Below are 21,681 nucleotides of genomic sequence, written 5' to 3' on the forward strand. Positions count from 1 at the left end.
AAATTCAAACCATTAAGTTTTGTTGCATTCAACCACCAAATGGTGTTCTGTTGGCATATAAAAACCATCCCCCGCATCTGGGTGATCGAGCACATGATGTTCCACCAACTTGAAATCACTGGCGCATAGGTCTTTGGCCTTGGTTTTGCACTCCTCTAAACTGCTATTGAATTCACTGCAAGTCAATTTAAAACCTTGTTTACCATTGCCTGCGTCAAACGGGGTAGATTGCACGCTGGCGCAAAAAATGAACAATGATAAAGGGATAAAACGTAGTGATGTTTTCATGATCTCAGCTCCTGTTTAACAAATTTCATAGATTTGTCATACCAATGTCATTTTTCTGTGAATGACATGTACGTATGTGCTTAGGAGTTAAGTAAAGTTGCATGAAATTTTTGTGACATGCAGTTTCTGATAATAAGTACAATTTTCTGAGTCATTGATCGCAACAATTGATGCCATGTAACACATACTAGTTAGAAATAAAAATGCCTTGGCTATCAACCAAGGCATTTTAAAAACAGCGATTGAATCTATTAACTAAGCAGGGTCTTTCCGCCCATATAGGGTTGTAATGCTTTAGGAATATTCACCGTGCCATCAGCGTTTTGGTTATTCTCCAGCACAGCTACAAGCGTACGGCCGACGGCCAGACCAGAACCATTCAAGGTATGCAACAACTCAGGCTTGCCATTGGCATTACGGAAACGGGCCTGCAAACGGCGCGCCTGGAAGGCTTCGCAGTTGGAAACAGATGAAATTTCACGGTAGGTATTCTGTGCGGGCAACCAGACTTCGAGGTCGTAGGTTTTCGCAGCGCCAAAGCCCATATCGCCGGTGCAAAGTGAGACAACGCGGTATGGCAGTTCGAGTGCCTGCAAAATCGCCTCGGCGTGGCCGACCATGTCCTCCAGCGCCTGATAGCTGGTGTCAGGGTGCACAATCTGCACCATCTCGACTTTATCAAACTGGTGCTGGCGGATCATGCCTTTGGTATCTTTACCATAAGACCCGGCCTCTGATCGGAAGCATGGGGTATGCGCGGTCAGCTTGATCGGCAGGCTGTCCATGGCGACAATTTCATCCCGCACCGTGTTGGTCAGCGTGACTTCTGAAGTCGGGATCAGGTAGAGCTTGCTGTCATTGTGGGCGGTAGAGAACAAATCCTCTTCAAACTTGGGTAATTGGCCGGTACCAATCAGGGTTTCACGGTTGACCATATACGGCGTATAGCACTCGGTATAGCCATGTTTCTCGGTTTGGGTATCCAGCATAAACTGGGCAATCGCGCGGTGCAGTTTGGCTATCTGGCCCTTCATAAAGGTGAAACGCGCGCCTGAAAGTTTAGCTCCTGTATCAAAATCCAGCCCTAATGGCGCACCGACATCAGCGTGGTCTTTGACGGCAAAGTCAAACTGGCGTGGCGTACCCCAGCGACGCACTTCGACGTTTTGGCTTTCATCCTGCCCGACCGGCACGCTCTCATGCGGCAGGTTAGGCACGTTTTGCATAAGCGCCAGCATGCTCGCTTGTACTTCATTGAGTTGTGCCTCGGCCGCTTTCAACTCATCGCCCAAACCAGCTACCTCAGCCAGAATTGCACTGGCATCTTCGCCTTTGGATTTGGCGATGCCGATTTGCTTGGAGGCTGCATTCCGCTTGGCCTGCAGGTTTTCGGTATTGGTCTGAATGGTTTTACGGTGGGCCTCGAGCGCTTTAAACTCTTCTGCGGGGAATACAAATTTCCGTGCCGCCAGACGGGCAACCACGTTATCCAAATCATTTCTAAGCTGTTGAATGTCTAACATTATTTTTTCGCTTTGCTTTTTAAGTATTGCTGATCAAGGTCTTTAAGTTGATTGAGTTTCTCGCTTATTTTACCTTCCAATCCACGCGGTGTGGGCTGGTAAAATTGTGGCGGATCCATGTCATCAGGGAAGTATTGTTCGCCTGCGGCGTAAGCACCAGGTTCATTGTGCGCATAGCGGTATTCTTTGCCATAGTCGAGCGCTTTCATGAGTTTGGTGGGCGCATTTCTCAAATGCAAGGGCACGTTGCGGGACTTGTCTTGCGCCACAAACGCCTTGGCCTGATTGTAGGCCATATAGCCCGCATTACTTTTAGCTGCTACGGCCAGGTAAATCACAGCTTGCGCCAGGGCCAGTTCGCCTTCTGGGCTGCCCAACCGCTCAAACGTCAAAGCGGCATCATTCGCAATCTGCATGGCGCGTGGATCAGCCAATCCAATGTCTTCCCAAGCCATGCGGATAATGCGACGGGCCAGATACAGTGGCTCAGCGCCGCCATCAAGCATGCGCATGAGCCAGTACAAGGCGGCATCCGGATTGGAGCCGCGCACGGATTTGTGCAGGGCAGAAATCTGGTCATAGAACGCCTCGCCACCTTTATCAAAGCGGCGCAGCTTGCTGGCCATGGTGGACTGCAAAAAGGATTCATCTATGCGATCGACTTTGGCTGCAATGGCGCCGTTAAACAGGCCTTCAGCAAAATTAAGCAGGCGTCTGGCGTCACCATCGGCATAGGCGAGCACCTGTTCTTGCACCGCCTCATCTAGGGCAACAGCAGGTGCGACTTTTAAGCGCGCACGCTCAAGCAATTGCGCCAGCTCGTCTTCATTAAGTGCATTGAGTACAAACACCTGCGCCCGGCTCAGCAACGCGCTATTGACTTCAAATGAGGGGTTTTCGGTGGTGGCGCCAATAAAGGTGATCAGCCCACTTTCGACATAAGGCAAAAACGCATCCTGCTGCCCTTTGTTAAAGCGGTGAACCTCATCGACAAACAGGATAGTATTGCGACCCGTTTGTTGCAAGGTGAGTTCTGCACGCTCAACGGCTTCGCGGATATCTTTAATGCCGGATAGCACGGCAGAGAGCGGCACAAATTCGGTATCCGCAGTTTGCGCAATCAGGCGCGCCAATGTGGTTTTACCCACCCCTGGTGGGCCCCATAAAATCATCGAGGGCAACTTGCCGGATTCAAATGCGCGTCGCAACGGCTTGCCCTCACCGAGCAGGTGGGTTTGCCCGACCACTTCAGACAATGTTTTTGGTCGTAGCTGCTCAGCAAGTGGAATACTGGAGGGAGTTTGCGGTTCAAACAGGGATGACATGATGATTCTGGCGCGGTCTACTGGCTACTCGCCAACGACATCCACCCCTTTGGGCACAGTAAACAAAAACTGGTTGGCGTTGAGGTTGGGGTTCACTTCCACGTTTGAAAACACGATATGCGTGCTTTGACCAAACGCATCCACCAGACGCATTTCAGCCAGCTTGCCTTGGCTGAAGGAAATGATCACCACCTGAAAACCACTGTCTTTTTGAATTGGCTTGGCCTGTACCCGTTGCAAGCCCTCAAAATCGAGCAAACGCGTGAGACGGAAGCTCTCTTCGACATTAGGACCACCTGCCAGCAAAGCCGCGGGACTGGTGCCTAATACTTTATCTACCGTACGCAGGGTGACTTGCTGCAAGTCGACATCAAACAAAAATACCTGACGGCCATCGCTGATGATTTGCTGCTCGTAAGGCTTTTGATAATCCCAGCGGAATTTGTTGGGCCGCTGCAATAGCATGGTGCCGTTGACCTCTTGCAGCTTGCGGCCTTTCTGGTCAAATACGGTCTGCTTGAAGTTGGCGCGCATGGCGTGCGTGCTCTGATAGAACTGCTTTAAATCATCGATGCCATCGGCAAATGCTGTTGAAATGAGACATACGCTGCATAACGCCAGCAGCACTCGGGTAAATACTTTATTCATGGTCTCCTCCGGCTTTCACTAATACCTCACGGTTGCCATTGCTTTGCATGGCAGAGACCAGTCCGGCACGTTCCATATCTTCGATCAGGCGGGCAGCGCGGTTGTAGCCTATGCGCAATTGACGCTGCACCGATGAGATAGAGGCGCGGCGTGTTTTGAGGACAATCGCCACTGCTTCATCATACAGCGGGTCTTTTTCGCCACCCGCACTGGCCTCGCCACCTCCCAGGCTATCCAGGTCGCCGCCTTCGGTCTCATTGGTGAGAATGCCTTCAATGTAGTTTGGTTCGCCTTGCGCCTTGAGGAAGTTAACCACGTTATGCACTTCGCCATCACTGACGAATGCACCGTGAATCCGTTGCGGGTAGCCGCTACCGGGCGGCAGATACAGCATATCCCCCTGGCCGAGCAAAGTTTCGGCGCCCATTTGGTCGAGAATGGTACGCGAGTCTATCTTGCTCGATACCTGGAATGCCACGCGTGTGGGCACGTTGGCTTTAATCAGGCCGGTAATCACATCTACCGAAGGGCGTTGCGTTGCCAACACCAGATGAATGCCTGAGGCACGGGCTTTTTGCGCCAAGCGTGCAATCAGTTCTTCTACCTTTTTGCCCACCACCATCATCAAGTCAGCCAGCTCATCAATCACAACGACGATCAACGGCATTTCATCGAGTGGCTCCGGCTCGTCCGGTGTCAAACTAAATGGATGCGGGATCGAAGTACCCTGTTTTTTCGCATCGACAATTTTCTGGTTATAGCCAGCCAGGTTACGCACACCCAGCGTAGACATCAGTTTATAGCGACGCTCCATCTCGGCCACACACCAGTTGAGAGCATTGGCGGCCTGGCGCATATCGGTCACCACCGGCGCCAACAAATGCGGAATGCCTTCATATACAGACAATTCCAGCATTTTCGGGTCAATCAGGATCATGCGCACGCGGCTGGCTTCCGCTTTGTACAACAAACTCAAAATCAGCGCATTAATCGCCACCGACTTACCAGAACCGGTGGTCCCCGCTACCAGCACATGGGGCATTTTCGCCAGGTCGGCCACAATCGGCTTGCCGGCAATGTCTTTACCCATGGCAATCGCGAGCGGCGAATTTAAATCGGCATAGGCTTGGCTACCCATAATCTCGGTGAGTGACACGATCTGGCGTTTGGGGTTAGGGATTTCCAGCCCCATATAGCTTTTGCCAGGAATCGTCTCGACCACCCGCACGCTGATCACAGACAAGGCACGCGCCAAATCTTTAGACAGGTTAGTGATCTGGCTGCCTTTGACACCAGGTGCCGGATCCAGCTCATAGCGCGTAATCACCGGCCCGGGTTGCGCAGTGACCACCTTAACCTCGATGCCAAAATCCATCAGCTTGCGCTCAATCAGGCGCGAGGTGAAGTCCAGAGTTTCTGCCGATTGCAACTCCACCGACTGGTTAGGCGCATCCAGCAAATGCAACGGTGGCAGGCCTTCGTGTTCTATGGCCTCAAACAACACCGCCTGTTTCTCTTTGACCACGCGCTCGCTTGGCGCGATGGCAACCTCGGGCACAGTAATCTCCACCGGCTTGCGGTCTTCAATACGCTTGCGTTCCGCTTCGACAAACTCTTCACGCGCCTGCAACACCTGGCGGCCAACTTGACGGTCTTGCCAGTCCTGGTATTTCAATACGCTCCATTGGTAAAACTGAATGACCCACTCACCGAGCCGTTCGCTCATGGTGATCAGCGACCAGCCAGTAAACAGGCTAAAGGCCGTGGCAAATAACACAAGCAACAACATGGTCGATCCGGCAAAACCAAACATATTGCGCAGGAGATGGTCGATGCCGCTACCGATCACCCCACCCTGCTTGAGTGGAAAATCAGCAGGCAAACTCACCAGATGCCCAGACTCCAGGGCTGCAGAGGCAAGCAGCATCAAGGCAAACCCTACTGCATTCAACCACCAATCCTGTTTTTCGGCCGCATTCTGGTGCAGCCGCTGATACATGAGCCACACCACAAAAAAAGCTAACACCACAAACCACCAGGAAGAAAATCCAAAAAGAGACAGAAAAATATCGGCCATCCAGGCGCCTACCGTGCCACCTGCATTGTGAATGCGGTCACTATCGCCCACCGCGTGCGTCCAGCCTGGATCTTCATGCGAGTAAGTCAGTAAAATCACCGCCAAAAAAACACCGAGTGCCGCCAGCGCAATCCAGGCAACCTCACGGATAAGCTTGGCGTCGCGCAGCTGTTTTTCCGTCGAGACTTTTTCCAGACGGACATTAGCGGCTTTTTTCTTATTAAAAAACAATATGTTGTCTCTTTCTCTGCAAGAGTGAACTTAAATGATTATAGCAAAATCAAATTGCAGACAGGGGAACGAGGTTCTAAAATACCCTAATCACTCACAAGGAGAGCTCATGGATATCGGAATTAACAATGAAAACCGCCAGGAAATCGCGCAAGGCTTGTCCAAGCTGCTGGCAGACACTTACACGTTATATCTCAAAACGCACTATTTTCATTGGAACGTCACTGGCCCGATGTTCAATACCTTGCATTTGATGTTTGAAACACAATACACCGAGCTCGCATTGGCCGTAGACCTGGTGGCTGAGCGTATCCGTTCACTGGGCGTGTATGCGCCAGGCACTTACGCACAATTCTCCAAGTTGACTTCCATTGAAGAAACCGTGGACGTGCCTAAAGCCAACGATATGATCAGCGAACTTGTGGCTGGTCACGAAGCGGTTTGCCGCACAGCACGTAGCGTGTTCCCGGCAGCCGACAAAGCCTCCGACGAAGCCACGGCTGACTTGCTAACCCAGCGCCTGCAGGTTCATGAAAAGACAGCTTGGATGCTAAGAAGCTTGTTGGAAAAATAATTCCGAGCAGTCTTTCAGTGTAGGCTAACCTGCTGGTGATATCGGAACTAAAAAACTGAATGGATGTTACGTAGCTTATTAGAAAAATAAGCTACGGATGCAGTCTTTCGTTGTAGGCTCACTCGGCGTAGCCGATGTTAAGCAAAGCGGCCTAAGCCAAAAAACTGCTTGGATGCTAACAAGCTTGCTGAAAAAATCTTTATATATTGATCACTTGACTGGAATATGACCATTTAAAAATCGATGGTCATCCCCATCTGAATAAAAATAACCTTCCTGAATGGAATTTTCACCATGGCAACTAAACACGCCCGTTTAATGATTCTTGGCTCCGGCCCTGCCGGGTATACGGCAGCCGTCTATGCGGCTCGCGCCAACCTTAACCCGGTTTTAATCACTGGTCTCGCCCAAGGCGGCCAGCTCATGACCACCACCGAAGTCGATAACTGGCCTGCAGATGCCAACGGCGTCATGGGTCCGGAACTGATGGCGCGCTTTCAGCAACATGCCGAGCGCTTTAACACCGAGATGATTTTTGACCACATTCATACCACCCATCTCACAGAAAAACCGATTCGTTTGGTGGGCGACAGTGGCGAGTACACCTGCGATGCACTGATTATTGCAACAGGCGCTTCTGCCAAATACCTAGGGCTGCCCAGCGAAGAAGCGTTTGCTGGCAAGGGCGTGTCTGCCTGTGCCACCTGTGACGGTTTTTTCTACCGTAACCAGGAGGTCGCCGTAGTGGGTGGCGGCAACACCGCAGTGGAAGAAACGCTTTATCTGGCAAACATTGCCAGCAAGGTTACCCTGGTTCACCGCCGTGACAAATTCAAGGCCGAAGCCATTCTGGTGGATAAGCTGATGGAGCGCGTGAAAGAAGGCAAAGTGGTGCTGGAAACCTTCCAGACGCTGGATGAAGTGCTCGGTGACAACACGGGCGTGACTGGCATGCGGCTGAAAGACGTCAATTCTGGCACCACCAAGGACATTCCCCTCAAAGGCGTGTTTATTGCGATTGGTCACCAGCCGAATACGCAAATCTTTGAAGGCCAACTGGAGATGGAGGGCGGTTATATTGTCACCCAGGCAGGCCGCCAGGGCAATTTCACGGCCACAAGCATCCCCGGTGTATTTGCTGCGGGCGATGTGCAAGACCATATTTACCGCCAGGCAGTCACCAGCGCCGGCACCGGTTGTATGGCCGCCCTGGATGCCGAGCGCTATCTGACCAGTCTGGAATAAATCCAGCAGCAATCGTGAAGAAGCGCACCCCGGTGCGCTTTTTTATTTTAAAATCGGGTTATGTCACAAGAATATCCGGACAACGATGAAAATGATGTGTCACTGTTTTACGAAGCAGTCAAAGGCGCACGTCCGGTCAAAACCAACCGCGTTTCCCATGCACCAAAAAAACCCAAACCGATTCCGCGCCAACTGATCCGCGATGAAAAACAGGCACTGATCGATTCGCTCAGTGACCACTACATCCCTGCCTTCGAACTCGAAAGCGGAGAAGAATTACTGTATTTGCGCGAAGGCCAATCGCCGATGGTGTTAAGCAAACTGCGCCGCGGCCATTGGGTGGTACAAGCGCATATAGACTTGCACGGCCTGATCAGTGATGAGGCCAGGGTCACAGTCTCCGAATTTATTGCCGGCTGTAAAAAGCGGGGGCTGCGTTGTGTACGCATCGTGCATGGCAAAGGCCTGGGCTCGCGCAATAAAGAGCCTGTGCTTAAACACAAATTACGCAACTGGCTCATGCAAAAGGATGAAGTGATTGCCTATGCCCAGGCACGGGCCAATGATGGCGGCAGCGGGGCCGTGATCGTCTTGCTCAAAGCATAAACGCGCTGCCCTCTCTGGCAACGCGTCATGAGCCTCAATCAGAAACTTACCAATATTGTGGAGATGGATGGTGGCGCGGACCATGTCCTCTCATGGCGGCTGGACGGTAGACTGGTGCTGGCATCGGCTGTACCTGTGCGACATTTGGCCTCACCATCACAGCCACTTCCAGCGTTGGGCCGGGATCGCGGTCCATCATGGTAGCGTATTGGCGGCCCTGATATTCATAATTCACCAGATAGCCCGTGGTCACGGTTTGCCACTGGTCCACCATCACACATTGCTGCACGGGGCGGGTGACAACACGCTCATTGCCATAGGGATTATGGTTGTCCACGCGGTCACCGACAATGGCGCCTACCCCGGCACCAACAGCGGCAGCAGCCACACGGCCACCACCCCGGCCTATGGTGCTACCCAGCAAACCACCTGCTACGCCACCAATAATGGCGCCGGTGTTAGATCGCGCCGGCGCCTGATAAACACTTTCATTAATGTACTCAGTCCGGCACTCCTGACGTGGCTGATTGACTTGTTGCACCTGGGGCGCCACAGACAGCACCCGCGCCCGGTCTATATATTCGGCATCGGCAAATGCAGCCTGGCTGGCCAGCAACATCCAGGCACTGATTGCGATAGTTTTACGCACGTTGTTTCTCCTCTCAACATTCACACTGCATGTGGCAGTTGAGATTGATAACGTGCAGGCTGTGCAGTGCGATGACGCACAGACAGGACGCCGTGAGCAAAATTTTGTATCAGCGTGGATACAAGCAGGTTATTGATTGCTATTGGCCAGCTTGAGTAACTCGCCGCGTTGCTGGATTTCAATCACGCCGCGTCCCATGGTCAACCAGCCTTTTTGTTCCAGGCGCTTAAGCTGGCGGCTGATGACTTCACGCGCGGTGCCCAATTCGTCAGCGATCTGCTGATGGGTGCGCTGTATGGTGTTATTGCCCATGTCCAGCAACCACTTGGCCAGGCGTGCATCCAGCGTCTGAAAAGCGACTTCATCCAGCAACACAATGAGGTCGCTGATCAGTGCGCCGTAGTTCTGCATGACGTACTGCCTGAACACCGGCGAATCAATCATGAGTTTATGAAAAATGGCTTCCGGGATAATCACATCCTGAATGTCATCTTCAACCACGGTAGAGGCCGGATATTGGCTGTTGCCTAACAGGCAAGTTGTCGTGATCACACAGGTTTCACCGGCACCCACGCGATAAAGCACGATTTCACGCCCGCTGGCTGACATTTTATAAACGCGCGAGCGCCCTTTTAAACGCAGCACATAGCCGCCGCAATGGTCACCTTCGCGATAGCCAATCGCACCAACCGGCGCCTCTACAATGCGCGCATACTGCGAAACCAGTTTTTTTGCAGAGTCTTCCAATGCTTCCAGTTCTGGAAACAGACTGATCCATCCTAATGATTGCATCATCCCAATATCCCCATTCGTTCATTTTTTTGCTTGTCATACCTGCATGACAGCCACTTTTTTATGTACTGCACTTTATCACAGTTTGATTTGCATCCCTGTTTCAGATGGATTTGGCATGTGAACGTGCGATGGCAACTTGGTAGAGGTCGAGGGTCATCGTCATATGATTGACCGCAAGCTTGCCCAAAAAATATGCAAATTGGATTAAGTTGATAACGCACCCCGTCAGTCCATCATCCGCAACACACAAAAAGTCATGCCCAGATAAGTGTTAAAGCGTACACAATCTGTGACAACAGGTTTATGATTGAATTTCAACGTACAAAGAAAATAAAAATATAAATGATTATGCAAGGGGTAATATGCAAACTTCAGAAATTGCGGTGGATCTGTTTGATCAGCTAAGGGCCTCGGCCGATCAAGCCAGTCAGTTAATGAAGGCCATGGCCAATACAGACCGTTTGATGCTGTTGTGCCAACTGTCACAAGGCGAAAAATCCGTCAGTGAATTAGAAGCCTGCCTGAATCTCAGGCAGCCCAGCTTGTCACAACAGTTAACCGTGTTGCGCGAAGCGCAGCTGGTGACCACCCGCCGCGAAGGTAAAAACGTGTTTTACCGCATAGGCAGCCCCGCCGCGCTTGCGGTGATCCAAGTGTTACACCACGAGTTTTGCAAATAATCCGGCGGGGACCATGCATGATTGCCGAGGACGTCACGATGAATCTCAAACAAATCGACCAACATTACAGTATCAGCGACCAACTCACGCCTGAAGATTTAAATGCGCTGGCTGTGCAAGGCACGACCTTGGTGGTCAACTTCAGGCCTGATGGCGAGGGCGGCGAATCGCAGCCTGTCAGCCAGGCCTTGGCCTCGCAAGCAGCAGCGCTAGGCATAGCCTATGCGTACATCCCGGTAGTCCCCAACCAGATCTCAACCGAGCATGTGGCTCAACTTCAAACCTTGCTGACCATCCACCCGGGACCCGTCGTCGGCTTTTGCCGTACTGGCAACCGGGCCAATCAAGTCTACCAACTGGCCTTGCAGTCGCCCGCTGTGGCTGCCCAAAGCAAACCTGCTTGTTGCGGTGGATCAGCGGAGACCAAAGAGGGCTTACTGGATAAAGTCAAAGGCTGGTTCAAAGAATAAAATCAATAAGAGAAGACGGTTTCACACCATGCAAAAAAATAACTTTGATATTGTGATTGTCGGTGGTGGCGCGGCGGGTTGCGCTATGGCTGCCAGTCTGAAAAAGCGCGATAACACACTTGCGATTGCCATTATTGAGCCGGCTACGCAGCATTATTACCAGCCTGCCTGGACCTTAGTCGGCGCGGGCGAGTTTGACGCAGCGAATACGGTACGCCCCATGGCTGAATGCATCCCGCATGGTGTCACCTGGCTACACGCGGCAGCGACCGGCTTTATGCCTGAAGAGAAACACGTTGTCACTGACCGCCTGGGCAAGATTCAATATCAACAACTGGTGGTTGCCGCAGGCCTTAAACTGCATTGGGAGGGCATTAAAGGTTTGCCAGAAACGCTGGGCAAACATGGGGTGACCTCAAACTACCGCTTTGACCTGGCTCCTTACACCTGGCAACTGGTGCAGCAATTACAGTCGGGCAAAGCCCTGTTCACTCAGCCCCCCATGCCAATCAAATGTGCAGGCGCACCGCAAAAAGCCCTCTATCTTTCTTGTGCAGAATGGTTGGCGCAGGGTCGGCTAGGCCAGATCAAGGCCTCGTTTTACAGTGCCGCACCCGCTTTGTTTGGCGTGAAAGAGTATGTGGAGCCGCTGATGCAGTATATCCGTCGCTATCAGGTGGATTTGCATTTGAATAGCACGCTGGTAGAAGTGGACGGCCCCAACAAAACCGCCTGGTTTAATATCAAGGATGCCGACGGCAACGTGCAGCGCATCAGCGAAACGTTTGACATGCTGCATGTGGTGCCGCCACAAACGGCGCCCGACTTTATCAAGCAAAGCCCGTTAGCGAATGCGGATGGCTGGGTGGAAGTCGATCAGCACAGTTTGCAACATGTGCGCTATCCAGATATTTTCGGCGTGGGTGACTGCACCAACACCCCCAATGCCAAAACCGCAGCGGCTGCCCGCAAACAGGTAGTCATTGCCGCAGAAAACCTGTTGGCGGCGCGGGCGGGCCTGGCACTGCCCTCGCGTTATGACGGTTATGGTTCCTGCCCGCTGACGGTTGAAAAAGGCAAAATCATCCTGGCGGAATTTGGCTATGGTGGCAAAATTGTCCCTACCTTCCCTTGGGATTCAACCAAAGCCCGCCGTTCTGCCTGGTGGCTCAAGAAATACCTGTTACCAAAGGTCTATTGGCACCTGATGCTGAAAGGTCGCGAATGGCTGGCCAGATGCGGGGCGTGTGGCTAGCACGCACGCCCAAATTAACGTTTAGCTTTGCTGGCGAGAAACTGCTTGAGCCATTGCAAGGTGAGGGCCACACCAAAGCCATTCACCTCACTGGCGACCGCACCCAAACCGTCCTTGTGTGTATAAGACGATAAGTCTATGTGGCACCAATCGACCTCATGCTCGATAAACTTGCCTAAAAACCGCGCGGCAAGCATATGGTCCGCATCACTGTCGATTGTGCACTGCTTGATGTCGGCAATCTCGCTGTCCAACTCGCTGTCGTAATCTTCTGCATATGGAAACGCCACCACTCGCTCGCCACTCTCAGTACCGGCCTCGACCATCTGCTGCGCCAGGCTGGGCTGGTTGGCAATAATGCCGCTCATGCGCGACCCCAGCGCGGTTTGCATGCTGCCGGTAAGTGTGGCGTAATCAAGGATGACATCCGGTTTGCTGCGGCTGGCCAGGGTCAGGGTGTCAGCCAGCACCATGCGGCCTTCGGCATCGGTATGCACGATTTCGATAGTCATGCCATTGAGCGCCGTAACCACATCATTTTGTTTGTAAGCATTGGGGCCAATATGGTTTTGCGCCAGCGCCAGCCAGCAGTCCACATTCACAGCCAACTGTTGTGCGCTAATCGCCTGCAATACACCAACCGCCACCGCGCTGCCGTTCATGTCCTGATGCATGCCTTGCATATATTTGGCCGATTTCAAATTATGGCCGCCGGTATCAAAGCAAATGCCCTTGCCCACCAGCGCCAGCGTTTTTTTCGCCTGCGGATGGCGATAGCTCAACCTCACAATCGCGGCATCCTGCGGCTCCGAGCCTTGCGCGACGGCCACAAAAGCACCTGCGCCCAACGCCCTTAGCCTATCAATATCAAACGCCTCATATTGCCACCCTTTTTCGCTGGCCATCGATTGCAAGCACTGTTGATACAGCGTTGGCGTCAACATATTAGGCGGCGTCATGGTCAAGGCGCGGCACACGGTATTGCCAGCGACCAAGGCGGTGACTTCTTCCGTCCAGTCCAGGGCATCGACACCAAACAGGCCGATTTCTCGTAAGGACTGACCCTTGTGCTTTTTCTTGAGCATCGGCAAAGCTTGCGCATTCACCAGCGTGACATACGCCGCCTGCCGGGCCAGCACGGTGGCCTGTTTTTTTGCATACACACCAATAGCGATGCGCGCAGGATGCTCCTCCAGCAACGGCTTTACCGCACTGCGTAACAGGCTATTCAACGCAAAACGAGGACTACTGGCCTCGACCTGTACCAGACTCACCAGGCGGCCATCTGGCCATTCAAGCGTGACCGGCTTTTGTGCTAAATCAGCGGCAGTGAGGCCAGCCCGCGCCAGTTTTGCGGCTAGTGCTTCACCAAATGGCAGGGTAGAAAAGTATTTTTCTTCAAATACCAGCAAAATATGCTGCGCAAATGCGGACAACACGGTTGAATTGACTTCAGAATTTTGGGACCACTCGATGCGCATACAGTCAGAAAACACTCTTATATAAAATATTAAATAAACGTAGCAAAAGCCAGTAGACAAGCGTGTCTAGCTGATGCAAAACTTGACCAAAAGCGTCAAAAAAGAGACACTTACAGCTAATTGATAGCTTGCTGAGACTCATCACTTGAGTGCAGCAACGTGATACCATAAAAGTAGTGTCCAATTTCGGAATCCCTTCTTGGTAATCAACACTTTCTCAGCTCTAGGCATTGCTCGAAGCTAGATTATACGCATAGCGACTTAAAACTCGGAGAATCCTCACGCATGGCAACGCATTCGCAAGCACACCTCAATGAAACAGACGCACAAGAAACCCAGGAGTGGTTAGAAGCCCTCAGCGCAGTCATTGAGAATGAAGGGCCAGAACGTGCCCACTTTCTGTTGGAAGCAATGATTGATCAGGCCCGCCGTTCTGGCGGCCATTTGCCTTACAAAGCGACCACCGCTTATGTGAATACCATCCCCACCCACTTGCAGGCTAAACTGCAAGGCGATCCCGAGATGGAGCGCCGTATCCGCGCCCTGATTCGCTGGAATGCGATCATGACCGTGTTGCGTGCCAATGAAAAATCGCCCGGCATTGGCGGTCACATCGCCAGCTTCCAGTCGGCAGCCACTTTATATGATGTGGGCTTTAACCACTTTTTCCGTGCAGCCAACGAGAATTTTGGCGGCGACTGTGTGTATTTTCAGGGCCACTCCTCGCCAGGTGTGTACGCACGTGCCTTCCTTGAAGGCCGCATCACTGAAGAGCAGATGGATAACTTCCGTCAGGAAACCGGTGGCAATGGCCTGTCCAGCTACCCGCACCCGTGGCTGATGCCTGACTTCTGGCAGTTTCCTACCGTGTCCATGGGTTTAGGCCCATTGGCCGGGATTTACCAGGCACGTTTCCTCAAGTACCTGCATAACCGTGGCATTGCCGATACCTCAGACCGCAAAGTCTGGGTATTCTGTGGCGATGGCGAGATGGATGAGCCAGAATCACAAGGCGCGATCTCGCTGGCGGCGCGTGAAGGCCTGGATAACCTGATTTTTGTCATTAACTGTAACTTGCAGCGCTTGGATGGCCCGGTACGTGGCAACGGCAAGATTATTCAGGAATTGGAATCCAACTTCCGCGGCGCGGGCTGGAACGCGATCAAGGTCATTTGGGGTTCTTACTGGGATCCGCTGCTGGCCATGGATAAAGACGGCCTTCTGCGCAAACGCATGGAAGAGTGCGTGGACGGTGAATACCAGAACTTTAAACAAAAAGGCGGCGCCTATACCCGCGAGCATTTCTTTGGCAAATATCCAGAACTGCGTGAAATGGTGGCTGCGATGTCTGATGCCGATATCTGGCGTCTGAACCGTGGTGGTCACGATCCGCACAAAGTGTTCGCAGCTTACCAGGCCGCAGTGACTCATAAAGGTCAACCTACTGTCATCCTCGCCAAAACTGTTAAGGGTTATGGCATGGGCGAAGCCGGCGAAGGCCAGAATACCACCCACCAGCAAAAGAGCATGGATATTGCCTCACTGAAGGCGTTCCGTGACCGTTTTGACCTGCCATTGACTGACGAGCAGGTAGAAAACCTGTCTTACTACCGTCCGGCTGAAGACAGCCCGGAAATCAAGTACATGATGGAACGCCGCGCAGCTTTAGGTGGCTTTGTACCTAGCCGCCGCCGTAAAGGCAACGAGCTGACTGTGCCTGAACTGTCCGCGTTTGAAAACATGCTGGGCGCCACCGGTGACCGTGAAATCTCCACCACTATGGCCTTTGTGCGTATCCTGTCTACGCTGGTACGTGACAAACAAGTCGGCAAATATGTGGTGCCTATCGTGCCGGATGAAGCGCGTACATTTGGCATGGAAGGCATGTTCCGCCAACTGGGCATTTACTCTTCGGTGGGCCAGTTGTATGAGCCACAAGATTCTGATCAGGTGATGTTCTACAAGGAATCACAAAGCGGCCAGATTTTAGAAGAAGGCATTAACGAAGCTGGCTCTTTTGCCAGCTGGCTAGCCGCGGCGACGTCTTACAGCGTTACCGGCACCCAGATGATTCCGTTCTACATCTATTACTCCATGTTTGGCTTCCAGCGTATTGGCGACTTTGCCTGGGCCGCGGGCGACAGCCGTGCCCGTGGTTTCTTGCTGGGCGCGACTGCTGGCCGTACCACCCTCAACGGTGAAGGCTTGCAACATGAAGACGGCCATAGCCACTTGATGTCCGCGACCATTCCTAACTGTATCTCCTACGATCCTACCTTTGCTTACGAGCTGGCTGTGATCATCCAGGAAGGCATGCGCCGCATGGTACAAAATCAGGAAGATGTGTATTACTACATCACCCTGATGAACGAAAACTATAGCCATCCGGCTATGCCGGAAGGCAGTGCCGAGGGCATCCTCAAAGGCATGTACAGCTTCAGCAAGTCGAAAGCCAAAGGCCCGAAAGTACAATTGATGGGTTCCGGTGTGATTCTGCGTGAAGTGATTGCTGCCGCCGAGTTGCTGGAACAAGACTGGGGCGTGTCTGCGGATGTTTGGAGTGTGACTAGCTTTACCGAGCTGCGTCGCGACGGTATTGACGCCGAGCGTCACAACCTGCTGCATCCAGAAGCGAAACCTAAACTGAGCTATGTTGAAGCCTCGCTGCAAAAAGCCGAAGGCCCTGTGATTGCCTCTACGGATTACATGCGCAGCTTTGCCGACCAGATTCGTCCATTTGTACCCAACAGATTTGTGACCCTGGGTACAGACGGTTACGGCCGCTCTGACTCCCGTGAAGCCCTGCGCAGCTTCTTTGAAGTTGACCGTTACTATGTGACGCTGGCCGCACTGAAAGCCCTGGTGGACGACGGCAAACTGCCAGCCAGCAAGGCCGCCGAAGCCATTAAAAAATACAATATCGACATTAGTCGTGCCAACCCGGCTACGATCTAAGGTCACGACATAAGGAACATACACAATATGTCTATCAAAGAAGTACTGGTGCCGGATATCGGCAACTTTGACAGCGTCGACGTCATTGAAGTCCTGGTCAGCGTCGGTGACACCGTCGCCAAGGAAGATTCATTAATCACCGTAGAGTCTGACAAAGCCTCTATGGATATCCCCTCCTCGCTGTCTGGCGTGGTCAAGGAAATTCACATCAAAGTGGGCGACAAAACAAAGCAAGGCGCCCTGATTCTGACACTGGACACCGCTGGCGAAGCGGCACCGGCAGAAAAAGTGGCCCCGCAGCCGACCGCCACACCCGTGGTGGCTACTGTAACGGTGGATGAAGCCAAGGTTGCGATTCCTGAGCCTACCCGCCCGGTGGCTGAAGTTCCCCAAGTCATCCAGCCGCAAGCCACGCCTAACCCGGTGGCTGCCAGCACCGTAGCCAGCAGCGGCAAACTGGCACATGCCAGCCCGTCTGTCCGCAAGTTTGCGCGTGAACTGGGGGTGAGCCTGTCACTGGTGAAAGCCAGCGGCCCTAAAAACCGTATTTTGCAAAGTGATGTACAAGCCTACGTCAAAGGCGAACTGTCTAAACCACGGTCTGAAAGCATGAGTACTAGCGGTGGTTTAAGCACCTTGCCCATGCCGGTCATTGATTTCAGCCAGTTCGGCAATATCGAGACCAAACCACTTTCCCGCATCAAGAAGCTGTCTGGTGCCAACTTGCACCGCAACTGGGTCACCGCGCCGCATGTCACACAGTTTGATGAAGCTGACATTACCGACCTCGAAGACTTCCGTAAGTCCATGCTGGCCGAAGCCGAGAAGCGTGGCGTGAAATTGACTTTGCTGGCTTTTCTGATGAAAGCAGTGGTCAACGCCCTGCGTACTTACCCTAACTTTAACGCCTCCTTGTCCCCTGAAGGCGATAGCTTGATCCTCAAGCAGTATTACAATATTGGCTTCGCCTGTGATACACCGGACGGCCTGGTCGTGCCTGTGGTACGTGACGTGAATCAGAAAGACGTGATGGACATTGCTCGTGACCTGGCGGACCTGTCTGCCAAGGCCCGTGAGCGCAAGCTGAAAGTTGAGGAAATGCAAGGCGGCTGCTTTACCATTTCAAGCCTCGGTGGCATTGGCGGCACCATGTTTACGCCGATTATCAACTGCCCTGAAGTCGCGATTCTGGGGGTTTCCCGCGCGGCCATGCAGCCGGTGTACAACAAAGACACGGGCGGCTTTGACCCACGCCTGATCATGCCGTTGTCATTGTCATACGATCACCGCGTCATCGACGGCGCGGACGGCGCACGTTTCACCAGCCATCTGCGTGTGATGCTGAGTGATGTAAGACGCTTGTTACTCTAATTTTTAGTCGAGTAAAAAACACAAAGGGCGCTGAAAGCGCCCTTTGTGTTTTAAGCCATCTGTATCGGCTGCATAAAGTCCCCGGTCACTATCCTCGCCTCATCTGCTACAGGCCATTGGTAGAGATAAATCCATACTGGCTCAAGCAGCTGATCATCTATCGTGAGAATCTGTGTTTGAACCCGTTGATATTCCGCGGGTTGTGCATGCCGGGCACTGCATTCTTCATACTCATCCAGCATGGTCAACACACTTTGCGTATCTCGGAGGCGATATACCTCTCCATATACACGATGACAGTGGTCGTTAGAAGCCACAACGCCAGGATAGAAGCTGATCTGATACATCAGCCCCTGAAACCAGCCATAGGCGACAAAATCAGCCTGCTGAGCCAGATACAGCGCCATCGCATTAGTATTGCCCTGACGCAGGGTGCCATAGACAAACAATAAATCATTCATGCTGCGATATTAACTGCGTTTAATGCGCTGATCCATGGTCAGCCTGCATCAGGTCTTGCCTAAATTATTTAAATGCGTAATTTGCAGTCAGTAACAACATTTGCGGGTCACCGGTAAAACAAACGGATTGGCTGGAGCAGCCAGCAATATAGCGTTTATTGGCCAGATTTTTGCCGTTGAGTGCAAAACGCCATGCGTCTAGTGTGTAATAAATGCCCGCATCAAACAAGGTGTAGTCGGGAACATCAAATGTGTTGGTCTCATTGCCCGCTTGTTTACCGATATGACGCACCCCTGCTCCGACGCTTAAGCCAGGCAGAATTGCACTCAGTTTGTAATTAAGCCAGGCATTCGCCATATGATTTGCGACCAGAATGGGCCGCTTGCCCAGATTGGTCGAGTTGCTTTTGGTCACTTCCGCATCAATGTAGGTATAGCTGGCGACCAGGTTGAGATCATCAGTCACTTGTCCCGTCGCCTCCCACTCAAAACCGCGGTGGCGCTGTTCGCCTGTTTGCACACTAAAGCTGGCGCCATTAACCGGATCATTGGTGGTCACATTCTGCCGCTTTAACTCATACACAGAGAAGGTTGTGGAAAAGCGCTGATCAGGAGAGGCGTACTTAAGACCGGCTTCTTTTTGCTGTCCGGTTTCTGGCACAAAAGGTGTTCCCGCAAAGGTACTCCCAACCAAAGGCACAAACGATTCACTGTAACTGACATAAGGCGACCAGCCATTTTCAAACGCATATAGCAGGCCCAGCTTGCCAGTGGTTTTGTGTGCATTGCTTTGGCTATTGTTGCCTGTAATCCGGTTCTGATTAATCTCGGAGCGGTCATGACGCAAACCCAGTTGCAAATTCCAGCCTTCCCCAAATTTAACCAGATCTTGCCAATAAAGGCCCTGCTGAGTCAGCTCATCCGTACCAGTACTATCGGCTTTAGTCACAACATTACCCAGCACTGCTGCAGAATAATTAGGGCTGTAAAGATTTAATGGCGTCACGCTGCGATTGGCATAGTAGCGATTAAGATAGTAACGTATGTTATCAACCCCGAATAACATCTGATGCTTGAACCCAGCCAAATCAAAATTTGCTGCTAATTGGTGATCAATCGTCCACATTTGTGCGGAGAGTTGGCGAATAGAAATTGCTCGTCTGTAATCTTGCTTGTTAGCTGATAAACCCTGATTACTAGGTTCAGTAAATGTGCCATCAAGATTGAGGGTGTTATAGCGTACGTTTTGCCTAAAACTCAAATGCGCATTAAAAGCATGCGAGAACTCATAACCGAGCAAAGTTTGTTCTGTATCGTAATGGTCCAGGCCGGGCACACCGACAAAACGTTTGAAGGAAATATCGCCATTTATGTTAGGCAAGATGGTGCCATCGGCAGGTAATCCGCGTATCGGCACATAACTGCTCTTTTGATAGCTGGTCAATACCGTCAAACTGGTATTGTCACTGATATCCCAAGTCAGTGAAGGGGCCACATACTGGCGTTTTCTATCGACAAAATCGACCTGGTCATCACTGCTGGCAGTCAAGGCCACCAAGCGGTAACGCAGGGTTTTATCCTGATTCAGCGCATCAGAAATATCTGCCGTGTATTGCTGTTGCTGATAATTGCCAAAAGCCATGCCAAAACGGGCCATAGGGGTATCGGTTGGACGCTTGCTGACTAAATTGACAAAGCCGCCCGGACCGGTCTGGCCATAAAGCACAGAAGAAGGCCCTTTAAGCACTTCTACCCGCTCCAGACCGAAAGGCTCAGCTTGTATCCAGGAGAGGTCATACGCCATCCGCATCCCATCTCTGAGCACATAATCACTTTGCACAAAGCCACGAATCGAAAAGTCATCCAGCCCGCGCCGGCCTCGTTGCCCGGCATCCACACCCGCCACAAAACGTAGTGATTCTGCCAGTGTTTGTGTCGCTTGATCTCGCATTTGCTCACTGCTAACCACCGAGATGGATTGGCTGGTTTCGTTAATTGGCAGATCAGTTTTTGTTGCGGTACGTGCCTGACTGGCCCGATATTTTTTAATCGGGGCAGTGGTTGACTCTGCGATTTTGTTTGTTTTGACGGCCACTTCTGGCAAGGTTTGATGGTCGGGCTGCAACGCTTCTGCACTTGCCATGGATGTAGACAAGGTGGCTGCGACCAGGGCCGCGGTCTGGAACTTCATGGATCACTCTCTATATTAAATAATAATCATTATCATTCAATATATTAACATAAATCCAACTAACCACAGCGTAAGCGCTACTTAAATACTTTCCAAGCAATGGTTACAACATCGCCAGTGTCAACCACACGCCCACTATCAAAGAACTCCCCATCAATCCCGCCAATATCAATCTTGACTGACGCATTTTGGTCCAGAGCAATACACCCGTGATAGACAACACAATCAGCCCACCCGCCAACGTATCAGCCATAAGTACCCAACCCATACTTGCGCCCGTCCCTTTGTGCAGGTTGGTCAAAAATCCCCAGGCATTTACCTCTTCCTTGCGTACCAGCGCATATTCATTACCCACCACGTACTCTGCGGTGAGTTTTAGTTGCGGCATACGGAATTCGACTTCCCATTTTTCTGGCTGCGCTAAGGTTTTACCCATAAACCGTGCGGAAGATTGGGTCTTGAATGCAGGCTTGGCCTTCTTTTGAAAAGGCGCGTGGTCAATCTCAAATGTCTGTTGCAGGTATCGAACAAAGTCCTGCTTTGTCGCGGTATAAGCAGCAGGGACTGTCAGCTGAATTTCTTTTTGCTCGATTTGAACTGCAGGGATTTTAAGGGTATTGCGGTGATCCAGCAGAATCCCGGTGACGCCAAACAGCAACCCCAGTAATGCTCCCCATAAACCTAACCACCCATGCACCTGTCGTAACCAGCGAATGGTTTTTGCACGTTGGGCATTGGCTGAGAGTTGGCGTGGATGTTGCACTAAGCGCTTTCTGAGAATGATGAGAAAATCTCAACCAGCGACAATCGTGTCTTTCGATAAAACATTTCGGGTTGCTATTAATTGAGAATAAGA

19 protein-coding genes are annotated in these 21,681 nt (G+C 51.9%); 8 read left to right on the forward strand and 11 right to left on the reverse strand.

Annotated elements, in window-relative coordinates:
• Window positions 1-12 precede the first annotated feature (12 nt).
• From ACT53D_RS06340 to ACT53D_RS06360, 5 genes are all read right to left on the reverse strand, one after another.
• Entirely contained in the window at window positions 13-288 is a 276-nt protein-coding gene (locus tag ACT53D_RS06340; RefSeq protein ID WP_338657219.1) for a hypothetical protein, read from the reverse strand.
• A gap of 251 nt (window positions 289-539) precedes the next feature.
• Entirely contained in the window at window positions 540-1,811 is a 1,272-nt protein-coding gene (serS, locus tag ACT53D_RS06345; protein WP_476155132.1) for a serine--tRNA ligase, read from the reverse strand.
• A complete protein-coding gene (locus tag ACT53D_RS06350; RefSeq protein ID WP_476146190.1) occupies window positions 1,811-3,136 on the reverse strand; it encodes a replication-associated recombination protein A in 1,326 nt (441 codons plus the stop codon). Before ACT53D_RS06350 ends, serS begins: the two co-directional genes overlap by 1 nt.
• 24 nt (window positions 3,137-3,160) lie before the next feature.
• Window positions 3,161-3,784, reverse strand: coding sequence for an outer membrane lipoprotein periplasmic chaperone LolA (lolA, locus tag ACT53D_RS06355; RefSeq protein WP_275356893.1), 624 nt, complete (start codon window positions 3,782-3,784; stop codon window positions 3,161-3,163).
• Window positions 3,777-6,092: a DNA translocase FtsK gene (locus tag ACT53D_RS06360; protein ID WP_476155135.1), complete on the reverse strand. Its 2,316-nt coding sequence runs from the start codon at window positions 6,090-6,092 to the stop codon at window positions 3,777-3,779. Before ACT53D_RS06360 ends, lolA begins: the two co-directional genes overlap by 8 nt.
• Before the next feature lie 109 nt (window positions 6,093-6,201).
• Between ACT53D_RS06360 and ACT53D_RS06365 the strand changes: the two genes are divergently transcribed.
• The 3 genes from ACT53D_RS06365 to ACT53D_RS06375 all read left to right on the forward strand — a co-directional run bounded on the left by ACT53D_RS06365 (window position 6,202) and on the right by ACT53D_RS06375 (window position 8,517).
• Window positions 6,202-6,666, forward strand: a complete 465-nt coding sequence (locus ACT53D_RS06365; RefSeq protein WP_275356895.1) for a Dps family protein — start codon at window positions 6,202-6,204, stop codon at window positions 6,664-6,666.
• Window positions 6,667-6,960: 294 nt separating this feature from the next.
• Window positions 6,961-7,911 (forward strand): thioredoxin-disulfide reductase, encoded by a 951-nt coding sequence (gene trxB, locus ACT53D_RS06370; RefSeq protein WP_194747091.1) that lies wholly within the window; start codon window positions 6,961-6,963, stop codon window positions 7,909-7,911.
• A gap of 60 nt (window positions 7,912-7,971) precedes the next feature.
• A complete protein-coding gene (locus ACT53D_RS06375) occupies window positions 7,972-8,517 on the forward strand; it encodes a Smr/MutS family protein (RefSeq protein WP_476155137.1) in 546 nt (181 codons plus the stop codon).
• Between the two features lie 46 nt (window positions 8,518-8,563).
• On the opposite strand, the gene ACT53D_RS06380 is transcribed toward ACT53D_RS06375, so the two are convergent.
• Window positions 8,564-9,166 (reverse strand): glycine zipper 2TM domain-containing protein, encoded by a 603-nt coding sequence (locus ACT53D_RS06380; protein ID WP_476155139.1) that lies wholly within the window; start codon window positions 9,164-9,166, stop codon window positions 8,564-8,566.
• Window positions 9,167-9,295: 129 nt separating this feature from the next.
• Entirely contained in the window at window positions 9,296-9,961 is a 666-nt protein-coding gene (locus tag ACT53D_RS06385; protein ID WP_194747094.1) for a Crp/Fnr family transcriptional regulator, read from the reverse strand.
• Between the two features lie 362 nt (window positions 9,962-10,323).
• Between ACT53D_RS06385 and ACT53D_RS06390 the strand changes: the two genes are divergently transcribed.
• The 3 genes from ACT53D_RS06390 to ACT53D_RS06400 are packed head-to-tail and all read left to right on the forward strand — an operon-like array spanning window position 10,324 to window position 12,366.
• Window positions 10,324-10,641, forward strand: a complete 318-nt coding sequence (locus ACT53D_RS06390) for an ArsR/SmtB family transcription factor (protein ID WP_194747095.1) — start codon at window positions 10,324-10,326, stop codon at window positions 10,639-10,641.
• 38 nt (window positions 10,642-10,679) lie between these two features.
• Window positions 10,680-11,111, forward strand: a complete 432-nt coding sequence (locus ACT53D_RS06395; protein ID WP_476155142.1) for a protein tyrosine phosphatase family protein — start codon at window positions 10,680-10,682, stop codon at window positions 11,109-11,111.
• Window positions 11,112-11,139: 28 nt separating this feature from the next.
• A complete protein-coding gene (locus ACT53D_RS06400) occupies window positions 11,140-12,366 on the forward strand; it encodes an NAD(P)/FAD-dependent oxidoreductase (RefSeq protein ID WP_476155144.1) in 1,227 nt (408 codons plus the stop codon).
• A 14-nt stretch (window positions 12,367-12,380) separates the two neighbouring features.
• On the opposite strand, the gene ACT53D_RS06405 is transcribed toward ACT53D_RS06400, so the two are convergent.
• The gene (locus ACT53D_RS06405) at window positions 12,381-13,847 is read right to left on the reverse strand and encodes a M17 family metallopeptidase (RefSeq protein WP_476155146.1); all 1,467 of its coding nucleotides are present in this window, start codon (window positions 13,845-13,847) and stop codon (window positions 12,381-12,383) included.
• Window positions 13,848-14,132: 285 nt separating this feature from the next.
• Between ACT53D_RS06405 and aceE the strand changes: the two genes are divergently transcribed.
• Window positions 14,133-16,802: a pyruvate dehydrogenase (acetyl-transferring), homodimeric type gene (aceE, locus tag ACT53D_RS06410; protein WP_476155148.1), complete on the forward strand. Its 2,670-nt coding sequence runs from the start codon at window positions 14,133-14,135 to the stop codon at window positions 16,800-16,802.
• Between the two features lie 27 nt (window positions 16,803-16,829).
• A complete protein-coding gene (gene aceF / locus ACT53D_RS06415) occupies window positions 16,830-18,173 on the forward strand; it encodes a dihydrolipoyllysine-residue acetyltransferase (RefSeq protein WP_313983974.1) in 1,344 nt (447 codons plus the stop codon).
• 50 nt (window positions 18,174-18,223) lie between these two features.
• Here aceF and ACT53D_RS06420 read toward each other — a convergent pair whose 3' ends face one another.
• The 3 genes from ACT53D_RS06420 to ACT53D_RS06430 all read right to left on the reverse strand — a co-directional run bounded on the left by ACT53D_RS06420 (window position 18,224) and on the right by ACT53D_RS06430 (window position 21,588).
• On the reverse strand, window positions 18,224-18,634 hold the full coding sequence (locus tag ACT53D_RS06420; protein ID WP_275356903.1) for a gamma-glutamylcyclotransferase family protein: 411 nt from the start codon (window positions 18,632-18,634) through the stop codon (window positions 18,224-18,226).
• Window positions 18,635-18,698: 64 nt separating this feature from the next.
• The gene (locus tag ACT53D_RS06425; protein ID WP_476155151.1) at window positions 18,699-20,825 is read right to left on the reverse strand and encodes a TonB-dependent siderophore receptor; all 2,127 of its coding nucleotides are present in this window, start codon (window positions 20,823-20,825) and stop codon (window positions 18,699-18,701) included.
• Between the two features lie 103 nt (window positions 20,826-20,928).
• Window positions 20,929-21,588, reverse strand: coding sequence for a PepSY-associated TM helix domain-containing protein (locus ACT53D_RS06430; protein ID WP_476155153.1), 660 nt, complete (start codon window positions 21,586-21,588; stop codon window positions 20,929-20,931).
• Between the last annotated feature and the right edge of the window lie 93 nt (window positions 21,589-21,681).

This window comes from Methylophilus sp. DMC16, from assembly GCF_056314045.1.